Raw genomic sequence first — 17731 nt, 5'->3', positions numbered from 1 at the left:
CAAGGCGAAGGCGAAGGCGAAGGCGAAGGCGAAGGCGAAGGCGAAGGCGAAGGCGAAGGCGATGGCCCCGGCGCTTCCCCCGCGCCGGACCATGGTCTTCGCGCGGCCGTCGGGCTCACCAGCACATGACGGCCGTCTCGCCCGAACCCCAGCCGCGGTACAGGCGGACGCGGACGACGTACCGGCGGCCCCGGACGAGCCGCGTGCGGGAACGTGGCGTTGCGAGGGACGCCCCCGTCGTCCTGTCCCGCGAAGAAGCGGGGTTCGCACGGACGCCGTCGGCGGCCACGTGGAGCCCTCCACCGTCAACCGGCTGCACCGTCTGCGCCGGGGCGACCCGCGCCTGCCGCGCGACCTGCTGGACGCGCTGCCCGAGCATCGCCGGCGGGCGGGGACCCGGACGGCGACCCGTGGACGTGGCGGGGCCGGGTCCCGGTCACTCCCGCGTTGCGGGAATGCGCGGCCGGGTCCCGGTCACTCCCGCGTTGCGGGAATGCGCCGCCGGGCCCCGGTCACTCCCGCGCTGCGGGAACGCGCCGCCGCCGTCCTCGTCCGCCGCTGCCCCGGCGAACGCGACACCCTCGACCGCCTCGCCTTCGCCGAACCCCTGCCGCTGCCGGCTGCCGGCCGGCCCACCGGCCGGAGCGGACGCCCCGTTCAGGCCGCGCCGAAGGCCGTGAACGCCCAGCCCGTCGCCTGGTGGACGGCGTCCCCCGGGAGCGCGGCCCGGGCGTCGCGCAGCGCCTCCGCCAGGGACAGGCCGGCGCTCACGCCCTTGTGGAGGGCGAGCATCAGCGGGACGACCGCCGCGTCGTTGACGGGCGCACTGCTCGCCACCACGCCCGCCGTGCCCAGCGGCAGCAACGCCGTGACCAGGCCGAGGAGTTCGTCCGCGCCCACCGAGGCGAGCCGGGCGGTGTCGCAGCTGGAGAGGATGATCCGGTACGGGCTGCGGGCCAGCCGCTCGAAGTCGTGCACGATCAGCGGCCCGTCCGCCATGCGCAGCGACGAGAACATCGGGCTGTCCGCCCGAAAGGCGCCGTGCGCGGCGATGTGCGCGAGCGCGGCTCCGTCCAACTCCGCGAGCACGCGCGGGACATGGGCGTCCTCCTGCTCCAGCACGACCGGCCTGCCGTAGCGGCCCGCCACCTCCGGCACCTCCGCCCCGCCAGTGGCCAGCCCGGGTCCGCGCACCAGGACCTGACGCCCGCCCGGCGGCGGCTCGGTGTCCCGCGCGCGCAGCCAGCCGCTCGCCGACGGGGACACGCTCAGCACCCGCTCGCGCAGCGACGGCAGCAGCGCCCACGGCACCCGGTGCAGCCGGGCCGGCGGAACCACCACGACCGGACCGGAGCCCAGATGCCCGGCCGCCTCGCCCAGCAGCAGCTCCTCCAGCCGCCGTCCCGCCGCCTCCACCACCGGCAGTCGCCCCTCCGCGCCGGGATGGGCCAGCCGGCGCAGCCCGGCCTGGACGTGCTCGGCCTCGCGTTCCGCCTCGGCGAGCAGTCCACCGGCGAACCGGCGCACCCGCCCGTCCCCGCAGAGCAGCACCTGAACCCGCCCGCCCAGCACGGCCAGTTCGACGAGCCGCCCCTCGCCCAGCCGCTCCAGCAGCCGGCCCGCGTCGAAGCGGTCCCCGCCGAACCGGTCCCCGCCGAACCCGTCCCCGGCGAACCGATCGCCGCCCCGGGCGGCGCCCCCGCGGATGTGCAGAGTCCGGGAGCGGATCTCCTGTTCCAGGCGGCGCTGTTCCCGCTCCAGGGCGAGCACCGGCCGCCCCTCCATCCGGGCGGCCTCGGCGCGGGCGGCGATCACCCGGAACGCGGTCAGGCCGCTCAGCAGCGCGGGATCGGTCGGCGGCCGGGTCGGCGGCGTGGACAGCGCCGTGGCCCGCCAGCGTTCGCTCCACGCCAGCAGCCGCCGCGGCCCGCCCCGCTCCAGGCTCACCTCCTGGGCCAGCGAGGCGAGTTCGGCGCCCTGCGCGGCGGCCCGGGCGCGCAGTTCGGTGGCGCCCAGCGTCATGCGGTGGGCGTCGAGGACGTCGAGCCCGCGCCGGCAGGCCTCCAGCACGCCACGGCCCGAGCCCGTCGCCCGCGCCCACAGCGCCTGCGCCGCCCAGCCCGTCATGCGGGCCAGCGGCGGACCGCTGCGCCGGCTGCGCGCCGCGATCCGCAGATAGCGCTCGGCGTCCGTGCCCCAGTCCAGGTCCAGCGCGATCCGGCCCGCCAGCAGCCAGGCCTCGGGCGCGGCCGGCGCCTGGAAGGCGGCCAGCCGCTCCGCCAGCCGTGCGGCGTCCGCGACCAGCCGGCCGGAGGCGCGACCGGTGGCGACCCGCGCCTCGATCAGCACCAGTCGCGCGTGCGCCTCCCACCAGGTGCGCTGCTGGCCCGCGAAGAGCCGCTCGGCCACGGCCGCACGCGCGATCGCCGTGCCCGGATCGCCCGCCAGGCGTGCCGCCTTCGCGGCGGCCAGCAGCAGTTCCGCCTTGCGGGTGGACTGCCCGCCGATGCCGTCCAGGACCCCGATCGCCGCGTCCGCCTCGGCCAGCGCCTCGGGCGCCAGACCGGCCGCCATCAGGACCTCGCAGCGCCGGACGGTGAGCATGAAGGTGGGCGTGCCGAGCTTGGCGTACCGCTCCTCCGCCTCGTCGAGCAGCCGCAGCGCGGCCGGGACGTCCCCCGAGCGGAACGCGGCCAGGCCCCGGCTCTCCACCGCGTCGGCCTTGTCGTGCTCCTGGCCGGTGGTGTCCCACAGTGTTTCGGCCGCCGTGAAGTCCGCCTCCGCGCGCTCCACCGCCCCGAGGGCGAGATGCACGGTGGCGCGCAGGGTGAGGGCGCGCGCCGTCCAGATGACGTCGTCGGCCTGACGCAGCACGGGGATCGCCCGGCGCACGTCCTCCAGGGCCTCGCGGTGGTGGCCGAGCACCCACTGCGAGTAGGCCCGCCGGAACAGCACCCGCGCGCGGGTGTGGCCCGACCCGCGCTCGACGCCCCGCTCGAACGCCTGCAGCCCCTGCCGGGTGCGGCCCGCGTGCACCAGCGCCACCCCGAGCGTGCCGAGGACGTCCGCCTCGCGCTCGGCCGAGTCCGCGCGCGCCGCGAGATCCCGGGCGCGGCGCAGATGGTCCAGGGCGAGACGCATGTCGCCCCAGTCCCGCTGCCAGATGCCGATCACCTGGTGGGCGACGGAGGCGTGCAACGGCGTCGGATCGGTGTCGAGCACTCCTTCCGCCCGGGACAACGCGTCGCCCGGTGCGGCGAACACCATCGGCAGCAGTTCGAGAACCGAGTCGTTTCCCGCTGTCACTCCACGGATGGTAGTGCTCCGCTCCGCGGGCCACACCCTTTCGGCGCCGCATCCACCAGTAACGATCGGACGTCGCGTCAACGGTGACGACGATGGTGACGGCGATGGCGCCGGCGACGACGACGGCCATGGGGACGGCCACGGCCACGGCGTCGCAAAGGGCGAGGGCGGGACGGCGGGGGAGAGCGACGGCGGCGCGACGGCGTGGAAGGGGACGCGCGGACGCAACCGCACCGCCCTCATCCGCCGTCGCACCACCTGTATCAGACGGCCGTCCAGCGGGTCTCGTTGACGACCACCGGCCGTAGGGGGAGGACACGCCATGGCGCCACAGCGATTCCACGAGCAGTTCGACCAGATCCAACGCTCGCTGCCCGACGTCCCGTTGGCGATGGGTCCGGACGACTCCGCGGAGTTCATCTACGAGAAGGGCGTCGTCCTCGCCCGCGACGGCGAGGAGGCCCAGGTCGTCGAGGACGCCGTCCGCTCGCACTTCACCGCGACCGAGGGGCTGGTCCCCGACCATGTGCGCCGCGCCGGACCGCAGGCCAACCGCTCCGGCATCGCCCGCATCCGGGTCGGGGACCCGGGAGAGGGCGGCCGGGCCGGCGACCACGCCGTGGCGGGGGCCCTGCGCGCCCTGCGCGAGACGGAGGGACGCGCGGGCCGCCGGCTGGTCAGCCGCAACCATGTCGTGTCGATCGCCGTCAACGCCTGCCCCGGCGACGAGCCGGTGCCCGTCGCTCGCACCGAGCAGCCCAACCCGGCCCCGGCGCGGACGTCCGCCGACGCCGCCGGCCGCGTCGGCGTGCTCGTCATCGACACCGGCCTCACCCACGACTACCGTTCCTATCCGCTGCTGACCCGCACCGAGGGCGACGTCCAGGCCAGGGAGACCGACGAGGACGGCGTCCTCCAGCAGTACGTCGGCCACGGCACGTTCATCGCCGGACTCGTCGCGGCCGTGGCCCCGCACACCGACGTCACCGTGCGCGGCACCCTCAACGACGCCGGCGCGATCCTGGAGTCCGAGTTCGGCGAGCGGCTCTTCGACGCCGTCGAGGACGGCTGGCCCGACATCATCAGCCTCTCCGCCGGCACCTCCAACGGGCGGCTGGACGGTCTGCTCGGCGTGGCGGCCTTCATGGAGGAACTGCGCCTGCACGCGACCCTGTTGGTCGCCGCGGCCGGCAACAACGCGAGTGCCGCGCCCTTCTGGCCCGCGGCCTACGCCTCGCTGCCCGACCACGCCGACGCAGTGCTGTCGGTGGGCGCGCTGCGCGGCGACGGCGCGTTCGGCGCCTGCTTCAGCAACCACGGCGCCTGGGTGAAGGCGTACGCCCCCGGCGAGCGGCTCGTCAGCGCCCTCACCGGGTTCGACACCCCCGTCCCGTACGTCTACCAGCACTCCACCTACGAGACCTGCCGCTACGGCTTCGCCTACTCCTGCACCTGCCGGTCCCCGCGCCACACCGGCGTGTTGAGCGAGGCGCAGCAGAGCGCCCCCGGCAAGCCGGACCAGGTGATGTTCGAAGGTCTGGCGTCCTGGAGCGGGACGTCGTTCGCGACACCCGTGGCGGCCGGGCTCGTGGCCGCCCACATGACGGAGCATCAGCTGACCGACCCGCGCGCCGCCGCCCGCGACCTGCTCGCCGTCCACGCGGACTTCGCCGAGGTGCGGGGAGCGCGGGTGCCGGCCCTGCTCCCGCCCACCTGGCGTCCGGTCCCGGTCGGCCCGTCGTGAGGCCCGCATGAGGTCCGGCGCCGGCCCCGCCACGGCGTACGATGACAGGCCGTACACGAGGGGTGGGACCGTGGACCGTAGTGATGTCGGCGCGCTCGTCCGGTCCGCCGTCGACGGTGACACGGCGGCCTGGAAAGCGCTGGTGGACGGGTTGAGCCCGCTGGTGTGGTCGGTGGTCCGCGCACACCGGCTCTCGGACGCCGACGGGCACGAGGTGTACCAGACGGTGTGGTTCCGGTTCGCCCAGCACCTCGGGCGGATCCGTGAGCCGCACAAGGCGGGCGCGTGGCTCGCGAGCACCGCGCGCAACGAGTGCCTGAAAGTGATCAAGGGCCTGAAGCGGTTGACGCCGACCGACGATCCGCAGTTGCTGGACCGGGCCAGCGAGGACCGCACGCCGGAGCAGTTCGTGCTGGACTCGGAGGAGGCGGCCGCGCAGAGCGAGCGCGTCCGCTTCCTGTGGCAGGAGTTCGAGGCGCTCGGCGAGCGCTGCCGGCAGTTGCTGCGGGTGCTGATCGCCTCGCCGCCGCCCAGTTATCAGGAGGTGTCGGCCGCCCTCGGCATCGCCGTCGGCAGCATCGGACCGATGCGCCAGCGATGTCTGCGCCGGCTGCGCGCCCGACTCGACGCACGGGGAGCACGGTGAGCGACATGAACGACGCCGACGACGCGAACAACGCGAACGACGCGATGAACGGGATGAACGGGATGAACGCGAACGACGACGGCCCGGACGACGTCTTCGGCGAAGCGCCCTTCGTCGACGAGGAGCTGGACCACGACCGGCTGGAGGAGGAGCTCCGCGAGGCCGCCGCCATCCTTGACCCGGTCCCGGCCGAGCTGCGGCGCGTCGCCATCGAGGCCTACGCGCTGCACGACCTGGACGCGCGCATCGCCGAGTTGACGTTCGACTCGCTGGTCGACGCCATCCCGGTGCGCGGCCCGGTGGACGTGCCGCGCATGCTGACCTTCCACACCGGCGGATTGACGGTCGACGTCGAGGTGACCGGGGACGGTCTGCTGGGGCAGCTGCTGCCGCCCCAGCCGGCGGCGATCGAGGTCCTGCGCGGCCCCCGGGCGACCGCCGTCCTCACCGCCGACGACATGGGCCGCTTCGCCTGCGACGCACCGCCCGCCGGCCCGTTCGCCCTGCGACTGCGCACGGGCGGCGAGGTGGTCGTCACCGAGTGGTTGCGCGCCTGAGCACACCGCCCGCGCGCGACGCGGGGATGTCCGGCCGCCCCTCGCCCCGGGGCGGCCGGGGGGTCGGTCAGCTGCCGGCCGCCGTCACGAGGGTCGCCAGGGCCGAGGCGAGCCGGGGGAGCCCCGGACCGGCCGGGCCGCCGGGTTCGGTCATGTAGACGTCCCGGCGGATCTCCACCATCAACGCGCTCACCCTGGGGTCCTTGCCGTAGTACTCCAGTGGTACGTACGCCCCGGCGAACGGGCTGTCGAGCCCCGTCTCCCCGAACTGCGCGAACACCTCGCGCGCGGCGGCCGGCAGCTCCGGCGGCGTGTGGAAGGCGTCGGTGCCCAGGCAGACCGGCGGGCGCGGCCCCTCGCCGTGCAGCTCGTACGGCAGCGGCGCGGCCGGGTAGGAGTGCACGTCGATGACGACGGCGCGGCCGACCGCTGCCAGCCGCTCGGCGACGGCCTCCGTCATGGCGCGCGCGTACGGCCTGAAGTAGCGGGCGAGAAGCGGCTCGGGGTCCGTGTCGTCCGGCCGCAGCGGCTCGCGGTGCGTGGTCCGCGTATACACCGCGCCCATCCCGACGGCCCGCATCTCCTCCCGTTCGTCCGGGAACCGCTCCGGGTCGACGACCAGCCGCGACAGCCGGTTCACGAACCGCCAGGGCGTCGGCGACGCCGTACGGGCGGCCTCCTGTGCGATCCGAGCGGTGTGCGCGTCGGTGATGTGGTCGAGCTCCCGCTCCAGCGCCTCGTCGCCCAGGACGATGCCCGCCCGCACCTCGGCGGGTATCTCCCGCGCCGAGTGCGGCACATGGAGGATCACCGGTGAGCCGGCGGCGCCCGGCAGGAACGCGAAGGACGGTGCGGCAGTGGTCATCGGGCGGCTCCCGGGGCGTTGTCAGTGGCGTCGTGCATGATCGGAGACGCCATCACAGCACGACAGCACAGCACGACGGGGAACAGGGCGGGGAAGCGGCATGGCGCTGACGAACGAGCAGGTGACCGGACACGCGTTCCTGGCGGCGCTGTACCGGGACGGCTACTACCCGGATCACCTGGTGGACCGTGGCAGGGAGATCCTGCTGCGCCTGTGCGAGCGGGTCGAGGCCGGGCGGCCCGACGGCCTCGACGCGCTGTACGTCCTCGCCCAGGCGGCCACCGAGGAGTTCAACGCCCTGCAGGACGCCTTCTGGGAGGCCGACAGCGACATCGAGACGGTGGCCCGGGAGGAGATAGCGGCGGACTTCGGCTTCGTCGCCCGGGCCTACGGCTTCGAGGACGCGGACGTGGAGGAGCTGATCGCCACCCGGGACTGGTGAGCGTGAGGGCCGGGCACGGGGCGCACACGGGCCGCGCCCCGGCCGGGCGGTGCCGGTCGGGGCGCGGTCGGGGCGTGGTGCGGCTCGTGGGCCGCCCGCGTCAGCTCAGTGAGGCGAGGACCTCGTTCCAGGTGGCCGAGGGGCGCATGACCGCGGCCGCCTTGGCCGGGTCGGGCTGGTAGTAGCCGCCGATGTCGGCCGGCTTGCCCTGGGCGGCGATCAGCTCGTCGACGATGGTCCGCTCGTTCGCGGCGAGCGTCTCGGCGATCGAGGAGAAGGCCTTGGCCAGTTCGACGTCGTCGGTCTGCCGGGCCAGCTCCTGCGCCCAGTACAGGGACAGGTAGAAGTGGCTGCCGCGGTTGTCGATGCCGCCGACGCGACGGGTCGGGGACTTGTCCTCGTTGAGGAAGGTCGCCGTGGCGCGGTCGAGGGTGTCGGCGAGGACCTTGGCGCGGGTGTTGCCGGTGGCCTCGGCGTACTGCTCGAAGGACGGCACCAGGGCGAAGAACTCGCCCAGGGAGTCCCAGCGCAGGTAGTTCTCCTTGACCAGCTGCTGGACGTGCTTCGGCGCGGAGCCGCCGGCGCCCGTCTCGAACAGGCCGCCGCCCGCCATCAGCGGGACGACCGACAGCATCTTGGCGCTGGTGCCCAGCTCCAGGATCGGGAACAGGTCGGTCAGGTAGTCGCGCAGGACGTTGCCGGTCACCGAGATGGTGTTCTCGCCGCGCCGGATGCGCTCCACCGACAGCTTGGTGGCCTCGACCGGGGCGAGGATGCGGATGTCCAGGCCCTCGGTGTCGTGCTCCGGCAGGTAGGCGTTGACCTTGGTGATCAGCTGCGCGTCGTGGGCGCGGGTCTCGTCCAGCCAGAACACGGCCGGGTCGCCGGTGGCGCGGGCACGGGTGACGGCCAGCTTGACCCAGTCGCGGATCGGCGCGTCCTTGGTCTGGCAGGCGCGGAAGATGTCGCCCTCGGCGACCTCCTGCTCGATGACCACGTTGCCGGCCTGGTCGACCAGGCGGACCGTTCCGGCGGCCTTGATCTCGAAGGTCTTGTCGTGGGAGCCGTACTCCTCGGCCTTCTGCGCCATGAGGCCGACGTTGGGCACGGAGCCCATCGTCGACGGGTCGTAGGCGCCGTTGGCGCGGCAGTCGTCGACCACCGCCTGGTAGACGCCGGCGTAGGAGGAGTCCGGCAGGACCGCGAGGGTGTCGGCCTCCTGGCCGTCGGGGCCCCACATGTGGCCGGAGGTGCGGATCATGGCCGGCATCGAGGCGTCGACGATGACGTCGGACGGCACGTGCAGGTTGGTGATGCCCTTGTCGGAGTCGACCATCGCCAGCGCCGGGCCCTCGGCGAGCTCCGCGTCGAAGGAGGCCTTGATCGCGTCGCCCTCGGGAAGGGCCTCCAGGCCCTTGAGGATGCCGCCGAGACCGTCGTTGGGGGACAGGCCCGCCGCGGCCAGCGTCGCGCCGTACCGCTCGAAGGTCTTCGGGAAGAACGCGCGGACCACGTGACCGAAGATGATCGGGTCGGAGACCTTCATCATCGTGGCCTTGAGGTGCACCGAGAACAGCACGCCCTCGGCCTTGGCGCGGGCGATCTGCGCGGTGAGGAACTGCCGCAGCGCCGCGACGTGCAGCACGGAGGCGTCGACGACCTCGTCCTTCTGGACCGGTACGGACTCGCGCAGGACGGTCGTGGAGCCGTCCGCGGCGAGCAGCTCGATGCGCAGCGAGCCCGCCTCGGAGATCACGGCGGACTTCTCGGTGGAGCGGAAGTCGTTCTCGCCCATGGTGGCGACGTCGGTCTTGGACTCCGACGACCAGGCGCCCATGCGGTGCGGGTGGGTCTTGGCGTAGTTCTTCACCGAGGCGGGGGCGCGGCGGTCGGAGTTGCCCTCACGCAGGACCGGGTTCACGGCGGAGCCCTTGATCTTGTCGTAGCGGGCCTGGATCTCCCGCTCCTCGTCGGTCTTCGGGTCGTCCGGGTAGGCCGGCAGCGCGTAGCCCTGGGCCTGCAGCTCGGCGACCGCGGCCTTGAGCTGCGGGATCGACGCCGAGATGTTCGGCAGCTTGATGATGTTGGCCTTGGGCGTCTTGGCCAGCTCGCCCAGCTCGGTCAGCGCGTCCGGGATCCGCTGGTCCTCGGTCAGGTACTCCGGGAACACGGCGATGATGCGCCCGGCCAGCGAGATGTCCCGCGTCTCCACGGCGACACCCGCCTGCGAGGCGTACGCCTGGACCACCGGCAGGAAGGAATACGTTGCCAGGGCCGGGGCCTCGTCAGTGTGCGTATAGATGATGGTCGAGTCAGTCACCGGGTGCTCCGCTCCACGTCTGCAACATTGCTCGACATCAAGATATCTCGTGATGGGTCTCGGCTCGACAGGGGTCTCCCCCCAGCCGGAACGGCCGAGGTGGCGGCCCAGGTGTCCGCCGGATGCAACCGAAGGAGCCGTTTTCGCGGTCAAGGAAGTAGATCCTCGACCTGATCCGACGGCCGGACCGACCAGCCGGCCGCCCGAGCGAAAGCGGACCATGAGATATCGCAGCAGAGTGACGGCCCCGGCGGCCGCCCTGATAGGCACGGCGGCCATGCTGGCCGGGGGAGGCACGGCCCACGCGGACGGCGGGACCGACGGCGCTCCGGCCCCCGAGACGCTCGGGGACCCCGTCTTCCCGCATCTGGGCAACGACGGGTACCGCGTCGCCGCCTACCACCTCGACCTCTCCTACGATCCGACGACCGCTCTCGTCGACGCCACGGCGACGCTGGAGCTGCACACCACGCAGGCCCTCACCCGGCTCTCCCTCGACTCCCTCGGCCTCGACATCCGCACGGTCCGTGTCGACGGCCGCACCGCCGCCTTCGAGCAGGCGGACGAGAAGCTGCGGATCACGCCCGCCCGCGCGCTGCGCGCACGGGACCGCGTCACGGTGTGCGTGGCGTACACGGCCGACCCGCGGCGCACCCTGGCGCACACCGCGTGGGTCCCCACCCCGGACGGGTTCGCGATCTGCCCCCAGCCGGACTCGGCGCACACCGTCTTCCCGTGCAACGACCACCCGTCGGACAAGGCGGACTTCACCTTCCGCATCACCGTTCCGGCGGCGCTGCGCGCCGTCGCGAACGGCTCGCTGGTGTGCACCGAGAACCTGGCCGGCGACCGCACCGCCTACACCTACCGCTCCCGCTCGCCGATGGCCACAGAGCTGGTGCAGATCACGGTCGGCGACTACGTGGTGAAGGAGCGTCCCGGGCCGCACGGACTGCGCCTGCGCGACGTAGTCCCCACCGCGCGAGCCGAGGCCCTGGAGCCCGCCCTCGCCCTCACCCCGGGCCTGGTCGAGTGGCTGGAGGCCCGGCTGGGCGCCTACCCGTTCGAGACGTACGGGCTGCTGCCCTGCAACTCCGACGACCCGAACGCCTTCGACTTCACCGGCCTGGAGACCCAGACCCTCACCCTGTACAAGCCGAACTTCCTGCTCCAGGCGGAGCCGAAGATCGGCTCGCACATGATGCACGAGCTGGTCCACTCCTACTTCGGCAACAGTGTCAGCCCCGCCACCTGGGCCGACCTGTGGATCAACGAGGGTCACGCCGACTTCTACGGGCTGCTCTACCGCTACGAGCGCGGCTGGGCGGACTCCCTGGGCCTGACCACCTTCGAAGCCCGGATGAAGGACACCTACGCGCGCGGCGACCAGTGGCGCAGGACCTCCGGTCCGGTCGCCGCGCCGAACGCGGCCAACCTCTTCGACAGCCAGCGCTACCTGGGCGGCGTCCTCGTCCTGTACGCACTGCGCCAGCTCATCGGCGAGGACGCCTTCCACGCGGTCGAGCGGGCCTTCCTGGCCCGGTACCGCGACTCCTCGGCCTCCACCGAGGACTACATCGCCGTCGCCTCGCTGGTCGGCGGGCAGGACGTCTCCGGCTTCCTGCGCGACTGGCTGTACGGCACGACGACGCCGAGGATGCCCGGCCATCCGGACTGGACGGTCACCCCGGCGCCTCCGTCCCTCACCGCGCCGCGCCGCCGAACGGACGCGCCCCGGCACGACAACTCGGCCACGCTCTGACCCGGACGGCCGCCGTCAGTCGTGCAGGGCGGGAACCTCGCCCTGCACGACGCCGTCCCCGGTCCGCTGCTGGGGGATGACCACCGCGCCCTGCTGCAACGCCACGGTGCGGGCCGGCGCCGGGATCCGGATGCCCTCCTCGCGGTAACGGCGGTGCAGGCGCTTGATGAACTCGTGCTTGATCCGGTACTGGTCGCTGAACTCGCCGACGCCCAGGATGACGGTGAAGCCGATCCGCGAGTCGCCGAACGTGTGGAAGCGGATGGCGGGTTCGTGCTCCGGAACAGCCCCGTCCACGCCCGTCATGACCTCCGCGATCACCTCGGACGTCACGCGCTCCACCTGCTCCAGATCGCTGTCGTAGGCCACGCCCACCTGCACCAGGACCGTCAACTGCTGTTCGGGACGCATGTAGTTGGTCATGTTCGACTTCGCGAGCTGGCCGTTGGGGATGACGACCAGGTTGTTGGACAGCGCGCGCACGGTCGTCTGCCGCCAGTTGATGTCCTCGACGTAGCCCTCCTCGCCGCTGCTCAGCTTGATGTAGTCGCCGGGCTGCACGGTTTTCGAGGCGAGGATGTGGATGCCCGCGAAGAGGTTCGCGAGGGTGTCCTGCAGCGCCAGCGCGACGGCCAGACCGCCGACGCCCAGGGCCGTGAGCATCGGCGCTATGGAGATGCCCAGCGTCTGCAGGACCACCAGGAAGCCGATGGCCAGCACCAGGATCCGGGTGATGTTCACGAAGATCGTCGCGGACCCGGCGACACCGGAGCGCGAGGACGTCACCGACCGCACGAGGCCCGCGAAGACCCGTGCCGCCGACACGGTCACCACGAAGATCAGCAGCACGGTCAGGGACTGGTTGACGGTGTGCTGGACGGCCTTCGTCAGCGGAAGCACCGCGGCCGCGGCCGCCGCCCCGCCGGCGATCGCCGCCCACGGCACCACGGTGCGCAGCGCGTCCACCATGACGTCGTCGCCGCTCCACCTGGTGCGCTTGGCGTGCTTGGCCAGCCAGCGCAGCATCGTGCGCGACAGGAAGGCGGCCAACAGACCCGCGCCCAGGGCGATTCCGGCGACGACACTGTCGTCCAGGGTCAGTGCGCGGTTCACCGGTCGCCTCCGGGAGGTCGGTGCGCGGCCGCCGGGGCCGTCGTCGGCCGGATCTGAAGTCTCGTCACGATGTCACCTGCTCGGTTCCGGGATGTGCGGTCGCGCCCGTCCCGCTCACCCGCGGAGAGACGCGACCGCTCATCCTGCCGTATCCGGCACGGGAGTTCGCACGCCGGTGACCTCGGTGCTCCAGTGCGCCCTCTTCGCCACACCGACCTGAAACGCCAGGTGTCCGACATCACCCAGCGGATGCTCACCCGGACCACCCGCCATGCTGCAGCAGGACGGCCTGGCGACTCGTCGCGGGTCGGGTCAGCTGACCCGGTCCGGTCAGATGACCTTCATCCGGACCAGTGCCCCGAGCGTGAGAGCGCCCGGTACCAGCGGCAGCCACACGGTGATGATCCGGTAGCCGAGGACCACGGCGGTGGCCACCGTCACCGGCCCGCCGGCCGCCACCAGCGCCACCACCAGCGCGGCCTCCACCGAACCGATCCCGCCCGGCGTCGGCACCAGCGCGACCGCCGCCGTGGCCGCCAGATACGCGACCGCCATGTGCGCCGCCGGCACCGGCAGTCCCAACGCCCGTCCCACCGCCGCCAGACCGGCCGCCTGCAGCACCGGGAACGCCAGGGAGCCGCCCCACAGCGCCAGCACCCGGGCCGGACGGCGGTGCACCGAGCGGGCCTCGCCCAGCGCGGTGCGCAGGAAGGAGCCCACCGCCGACCGCAGCCGGGGCACCAGGGCGAGGGCGCCCGCCGCCGTGAGCGCGACCGCCCCGAGAGCGCCCAGCAGCGGGCCGAGCGTCCCGTCGGGCAGGAGCGGGTCGAGCCGCAGCGCGTCGGGGAAGACCAGCAGCAGCACGGTCAGCAGGCCGACCCGGGCCACGCCCTCCGCCAGCAGGTACAGCGCGAGCGCCGCCGAGGAGCGGGCGAGCGGCACCCCGCACACGGTCATGAACCGCAGGTTGACCGCGCTCGCGCCCAGGCCCGTGGGCAGCAGATGGTTGGCCGCGCCCGCCGCGAACTGGGTCGCCAGCAACCGCCGTCCGGGCAGCCGCTCCACGACCGCGCCCTGCCGGGTCACGGCCGCCGCCACCCAGGTCAGGCAGGTCGCCCCGACGGCGGCCAGCAGCCACGGCCACTCGGCCCGCCGCAACTGGGCGAACCCCTCGACGAGGACGGACCGGTGCCGCACCGCCACCACGGTGACGAGCACCAGGGGCAGCAGACACAGGAGGTGACGCACCGGCAGGCGCCGGGCCGGCCGGAGCGGGGAGAGCGGGGGGAGCGGAAGCGTCGTCACACCCGGAGAGTCTCTCCGCACGGCGCCGACCACGGGTTGCGGGAGCGGGGACGGAACATTGCGTACTGTCATCGGGTCCTTCGCGTTCGAGACCGTGGTGCGGAGCGGCATGAGGAGGGCCGGGGGCGGGGGCAGGGGCTCGGGGAGCGGAGCCGGGCCCGGAACCGAGACGGGGACGGGGATCGGGACGGCGACGGGGATCGGGACGGGGACGGGGATCGCTGGAAACTTGACCTCAAGGAAGGTCGAGGTTCTACGGTCGCTTCCATGAGCATGGACGCCACGGCCATGACGCAGCTGTACAGCGTCATGAACGCCCAGCAGGAACGACGCCCCTTCGACCGGGCCACACTTCGCCGCATCGGCGCCTTCGCGCGCCCGCACCGCCGCCGCATCGCGCTGTTCGTCATGTTGGGGATGCTGACCGCGCTGCTCGCCGTCGCCACCCCTGTCCTCGCGGGACGGGTCGTCGACGCGATCGTGTCGCACGGCGACGCGGACACCGTCGTCCGGCTGGCGCTGCTCATCGCGGGCATCGCGGTGCTGGAGGCGGCGCTCGGCGTCCTGGGCAGGAGGCTCTCGTCGACGCTCGGGGAGGGGCTCATCCTCGATCTGCGCACAGCCGTGTTCGATCATGTGCAGCGGATGCCGGTCGCGTTCTTCACACGTACCCGTACGGGAGCGCTGGTCTCCCGACTCAACAACGACGTGATCGGCGCCCAGCGCGCCTTCAGCAACACCCTGTCCGGGGTGGTCTCCAACCTGGTCACCCTGGTGCTCACCCTCGCCGTCATGCTCACCCTGTCCTGGCAGGTCACGCTGCTCGCGCTGGCCCTGCTGCCGGTGTTCGTGATCCCGGCGCGGCGCATGGGCAGCCGGATGGCCGGCATGCAGCGGGAGGCGGCCGCGCTCAACGCGGCGATGGGCACCCGCATGACCGAGCGGTTCTCCGCGCCCGGCGCCACCCTGATCAAGCTGTTCGGACGTCCCGAGGAGGAGTCGGCCGAGTTCGCGGCGCGTGCGGCCCGCGTGCGGGACATCGGCGTCCGTACGGCCACCGCCCAGTCGGTCTTCCTCACGGCCCTGACCCTGGTCTCCGCGCTGGCCCTCGCCCTCGTCTACGGACTCGGCGGCCGGCTGGCCCTGAACGGCACGCTGGAACCGGGCGCCGTCGTCGCCCTGGCGCTGCTGCTGACCCGACTGTACGCCCCGCTCACCGCCCTCGCCGGGGCCCGGGTGGAGGTGATGAGCGCCCTGGTCAGTTTCGAGCGGGTCTTCGAGGTGCTCGATCTGGAGCCGCTCATCGAGGAGAAGCCGGACGCCCGCGAGGTGCCCGAGGGGCCGGTCTCCGTCGAGTTCGACGACGTCCGGTTCGGCTACCCGTCCGCCGACAAGGTCTCCCTCGCCTCCCTGGAGGAGGTCGCGGTCCTCGACACCCGCGGCGGCGACGAGGTGCTGCACGGCGTCTCCTTCCGCGCCGATCCCGGTCAGACCGTCGCCCTCGTCGGCTCCTCCGGCGCCGGCAAGTCGACCATCGCCCAACTCCTGCCGCGGCTGTACGACGTCGACGAGGGCGCCGTCCGCATCGGCGGGGTCGACGTCCGTGAGCTGAGCGCGGGTTCCCTGCGAGCCACGCTCGGCATGGTGACCCAGGACGGCCACCTCTTCCACGACACCGTCCGCGCCAACCTTCTGCTGGCCCGGCCCGGGGCCGACGAGGAGGAACTGTGGGACGCCCTGCGCCGATCCCGCCTCGACGACCTCGTCCGTTCCCTGCCGGACGGCCTGGACACGGTGGTCGGCGAGCGCGGCTACCGGCTCTCCGGCGGTGAACGGCAGCGCATGACCATCGCCCGGCTGCTGCTGGCCGGCCAGCGTGTCGTCATTCTCGACGAGGCCACCGCGCACCTGGACAACACCTCCGAGGCCGCGGTGCAGGAGGCCCTCGCCGAGGCCCTCGCGGACCGGACCGCGGTCGTCATCGCCCACCGTCTGTCCACCGTGCGCGCCGCCGACCTGATCCTCGTCGTCGAGGCGGGCCGGATCGTGGAACGCGGCACGCACGAGGAGCTGCTGGCGGCCGGCGGCCGGTACGCGGAGCTGTACCGCACGCAGTTCGACCAGCCGGGGATGACCGAGGCGGCCGCTCGCTGAAGGCGTCCGGCCGAGGGCATCCGTCCGAGGGCGGTGTTCCGGCCGGGCACCGGTAAGGGTTGTGACGTACAAGGGCCTTACCGCAGCCTGCTGTGCGTGCCTCACCACACCGAACGACCCAGCCCCCCGACCCGCACGAGGGACCGGCTGTCACCGCCGGCCGGTCCCCGACGCGTCCTGGCCGTCTCGAACTTCGTCTACACCGTCGGCAGCGGTCTGTATCTGACGGCGGGCGTCCTGTACTTCACCCAGGCCGTCCGTCTCCCGCCCGCCCAGGTGGGGCTGGGGCTCGGCATCGCGGGCTGTCTCTCGCTCGCCGTGGGGATCGCGGTCGGCCATCTCGCCGACCGCGTCGGGGCGCGGGGCGTCTACCTGGTGACCCTGTTGGTCCAGGCGCTGGCGACGGCCGGCTTCCTCGCCGTCGACGGTTTCCTGTCGTTCGTCGCGGCGGTGAGCGCGGCCACCGGGGCGAAGGCGGCGGGGCTGGCCGCGCGCAGCCCGCTCGTCAGACGCCATGGAGGCGAGCGCCCCCAGGAGTTCCGCGCGTATCTGCGCTCGGTCTCCAACGTCGGCATCTCCCTGGGCGCCCTGGCGGCCGGCTGGGCCGTTCAGTCAGGCACGCGGACCGCGTACCAGCTCCTCGTGGCGGGCAACGCGGTCGCGCTCGCGGCGGCCGCGGCGGTCCTGCTCCCGCTGCCGCCGCTCGCGCCCGCCCCCCGGGAGACCGGGCCCCGGTGGATCGCCCTACGGGATCGCCCCTACCTCCTGCTCACGTTCCTCGACGGCGTCATGGCCGTCCAGTTCAAGGTGCTCACGGTCGCCGTGCCGCTGTGGCTGGTCGGGTTCACGAGCGCCCCGGACTGGCTGGTCTCCGGCACGATGCTGACGGGCACGGTCATCGTCGTCGCGTTCCAGGTACGGGCGAGCCGCGCCGTCGTCTCCCCGGCGGCCGGCGGCCGGGCCTACCGACGGGCGGGCGTGGCGTTCCTGGCCGCCTGCGTGCTGATCTCGCTGTCCGCGGGCGTGCCGGCGTGGGCCGCCGTCACCCTGCTCCTGATCGCCGTGGTGATCCACACCGTCGGGGAACTGTGGCACTCCGCGGGCGGTTTCGAGGTGTCCTTCGCGCTCGCCCCCGAGCACGCCACCGGCCAGTACCTCGGCGTGTTCGGGCTCGGAGCGGGCCTCGCCGAAGCCTTCGGGCCGGGTCTGCTCATCGCCCTGTGCATCGGCTGGGGCCGCCCCGGCTGGTACGTCGTGGGGGCCCTGTTCGCGGTCACGGGACTGGCCGTGCCGCCCGCGATCCGCCGCGCCCGGCGCGGACCGCGGGCCGACCGTCCGGATCCCACGGCCGCCGAGAAGACCCCGGCCGGTGAGCCCGACGGGTGCCACGACGGCCGGCCGCGGTCGGCCACACCGGCCATGACGATCGTCGGTCGCCCGTCCGGCGGAGCGTGACACCGTGTGCCCGCGGTGATGTCGTGATGCGGGACATGGCTGTGGGCCCCGGGTGGTCCCGG

At 73.4% G+C, this 17731-nt stretch carries 12 protein-coding genes; 7 read left to right on the top strand and 5 right to left on the bottom strand.

Annotation, left to right across the window (positions count from 1 at the left end):
• Positions 1-657 precede the first annotated feature (657 nt).
• Positions 658-3306, bottom strand: coding sequence for a CHAT domain-containing protein (locus tag ACFVYK_RS24600; protein ID WP_389777709.1), 2649 nt, complete (start codon positions 3304-3306; stop codon positions 658-660).
• Positions 3307-3628: 322 nt separating this feature from the next.
• Here ACFVYK_RS24600 and ACFVYK_RS24595 point away from each other — a divergent pair, with 322 nt between their 5' ends.
• From ACFVYK_RS24595 to ACFVYK_RS24585, 3 genes are read left to right on the top strand one after another with little or no spacing between them, the layout of a single operon-like run.
• Positions 3629-5050, top strand: a complete 1422-nt coding sequence (locus ACFVYK_RS24595) for a S8/S53 family peptidase (RefSeq protein ID WP_389777707.1) — start codon at positions 3629-3631, stop codon at positions 5048-5050.
• A gap of 7 nt (positions 5051-5057) precedes the next feature.
• On the top strand, positions 5058-5696 hold the full coding sequence (locus tag ACFVYK_RS24590) for an RNA polymerase sigma factor (RefSeq protein ID WP_389777706.1): 639 nt from the start codon (positions 5058-5060) through the stop codon (positions 5694-5696).
• A 44-nt stretch (positions 5697-5740) separates the two neighbouring features.
• Positions 5741-6253: a hypothetical protein gene (locus ACFVYK_RS24585; RefSeq protein ID WP_389777756.1), complete on the top strand. Its 513-nt coding sequence runs from the start codon at positions 5741-5743 to the stop codon at positions 6251-6253.
• A gap of 67 nt (positions 6254-6320) precedes the next feature.
• Here the strand turns inward: ACFVYK_RS24585 and ACFVYK_RS24580 are convergent, their stop codons facing one another.
• Entirely contained in the window at positions 6321-7118 is a 798-nt protein-coding gene (locus ACFVYK_RS24580; RefSeq protein ID WP_389777704.1) for an N-formylglutamate amidohydrolase, read from the bottom strand.
• A gap of 100 nt (positions 7119-7218) precedes the next feature.
• Here ACFVYK_RS24580 and ACFVYK_RS24575 point away from each other — a divergent pair, with 100 nt between their 5' ends.
• Positions 7219-7560, top strand: coding sequence for a DUF5713 family protein (locus ACFVYK_RS24575; protein ID WP_389777702.1), 342 nt, complete (start codon positions 7219-7221; stop codon positions 7558-7560).
• Positions 7561-7660: 100 nt separating this feature from the next.
• On the opposite strand, the gene ACFVYK_RS24570 is transcribed toward ACFVYK_RS24575, so the two are convergent.
• On the bottom strand, positions 7661-9880 hold the full coding sequence (locus ACFVYK_RS24570) for an NADP-dependent isocitrate dehydrogenase (RefSeq protein WP_389777701.1): 2220 nt from the start codon (positions 9878-9880) through the stop codon (positions 7661-7663).
• A 220-nt stretch (positions 9881-10100) separates the two neighbouring features.
• On the opposite strand from ACFVYK_RS24570, the gene ACFVYK_RS24565 reads away from it, so the two are divergent.
• Positions 10101-11642 carry a M1 family metallopeptidase gene (locus ACFVYK_RS24565; RefSeq protein ID WP_389777700.1) on the top strand — a complete coding sequence of 514 codons (1542 nt, stop codon included), beginning with the start codon at positions 10101-10103 and terminating at the stop codon, positions 11640-11642.
• A 15-nt stretch (positions 11643-11657) separates the two neighbouring features.
• Here the strand turns inward: ACFVYK_RS24565 and ACFVYK_RS24560 are convergent, their stop codons facing one another.
• Entirely contained in the window at positions 11658-12755 is a 1098-nt protein-coding gene (locus ACFVYK_RS24560) for a mechanosensitive ion channel family protein (protein WP_389777698.1), read from the bottom strand.
• A 330-nt stretch (positions 12756-13085) separates the two neighbouring features.
• Entirely contained in the window at positions 13086-14060 is a 975-nt protein-coding gene (locus ACFVYK_RS24555; RefSeq protein WP_389777696.1) for a YbhN family protein, read from the bottom strand.
• Between the two features lie 267 nt (positions 14061-14327).
• Between ACFVYK_RS24555 and ACFVYK_RS24550 the strand changes: the two genes are divergently transcribed.
• Together ACFVYK_RS24550 and ACFVYK_RS24545 are read left to right on the top strand one after the other, a co-directional pair.
• On the top strand, positions 14328-16214 hold the full coding sequence (locus tag ACFVYK_RS24550) for an ABC transporter ATP-binding protein (protein WP_389777694.1): 1887 nt from the start codon (positions 14328-14330) through the stop codon (positions 16212-16214).
• A 96-nt stretch (positions 16215-16310) separates the two neighbouring features.
• Entirely contained in the window at positions 16311-17669 is a 1359-nt protein-coding gene (locus ACFVYK_RS24545) for an MFS transporter (protein WP_389777693.1), read from the top strand.
• The last annotated feature ends 62 nt before the right edge of the window (positions 17670-17731 follow it).

The sequence above is a fragment of the Streptomyces sp. NPDC058291 genome (genome assembly GCF_042880855.1).
Lineage (GTDB): Bacteria > Actinomycetota > Actinomycetes > Streptomycetales > Streptomycetaceae > Streptomyces.
This window is presented reverse-complemented; position numbering and strand designations above follow the sequence as displayed.

Bases quoted from the DNA above. Each gene is read 5' to 3' on its own strand.
- ACFVYK_RS24595 (WP_389777707.1), top strand. From the start codon at position 3,629: ATGGCGCCACAGCGATTCCACGAGCAGTTCGACCAGATCCAACGCTCG.
- ACFVYK_RS24590 (WP_389777706.1), top strand. From the start codon at position 5,058: ATGAGGTCCGGCGCCGGCCCCGCCACGGCGTACGATGACAGGCCGTAC.
- ACFVYK_RS24585 (WP_389777756.1), top strand. From the start codon at position 5,741: ATGAACGGGATGAACGGGATGAACGCGAACGACGACGGCCCGGACGAC.
- ACFVYK_RS24580 (WP_389777704.1), bottom strand. From the start codon at position 7,118: ATGACCACTGCCGCACCGTCCTTCGCGTTCCTGCCGGGCGCCGCCGGC.
- ACFVYK_RS24575 (WP_389777702.1), top strand. From the start codon at position 7,219: ATGGCGCTGACGAACGAGCAGGTGACCGGACACGCGTTCCTGGCGGCG.
- ACFVYK_RS24565 (WP_389777700.1), top strand. From the start codon at position 10,101: ATGAGATATCGCAGCAGAGTGACGGCCCCGGCGGCCGCCCTGATAGGC.
- ACFVYK_RS24550 (WP_389777694.1), top strand. From the start codon at position 14,328: ATGAGCATGGACGCCACGGCCATGACGCAGCTGTACAGCGTCATGAAC.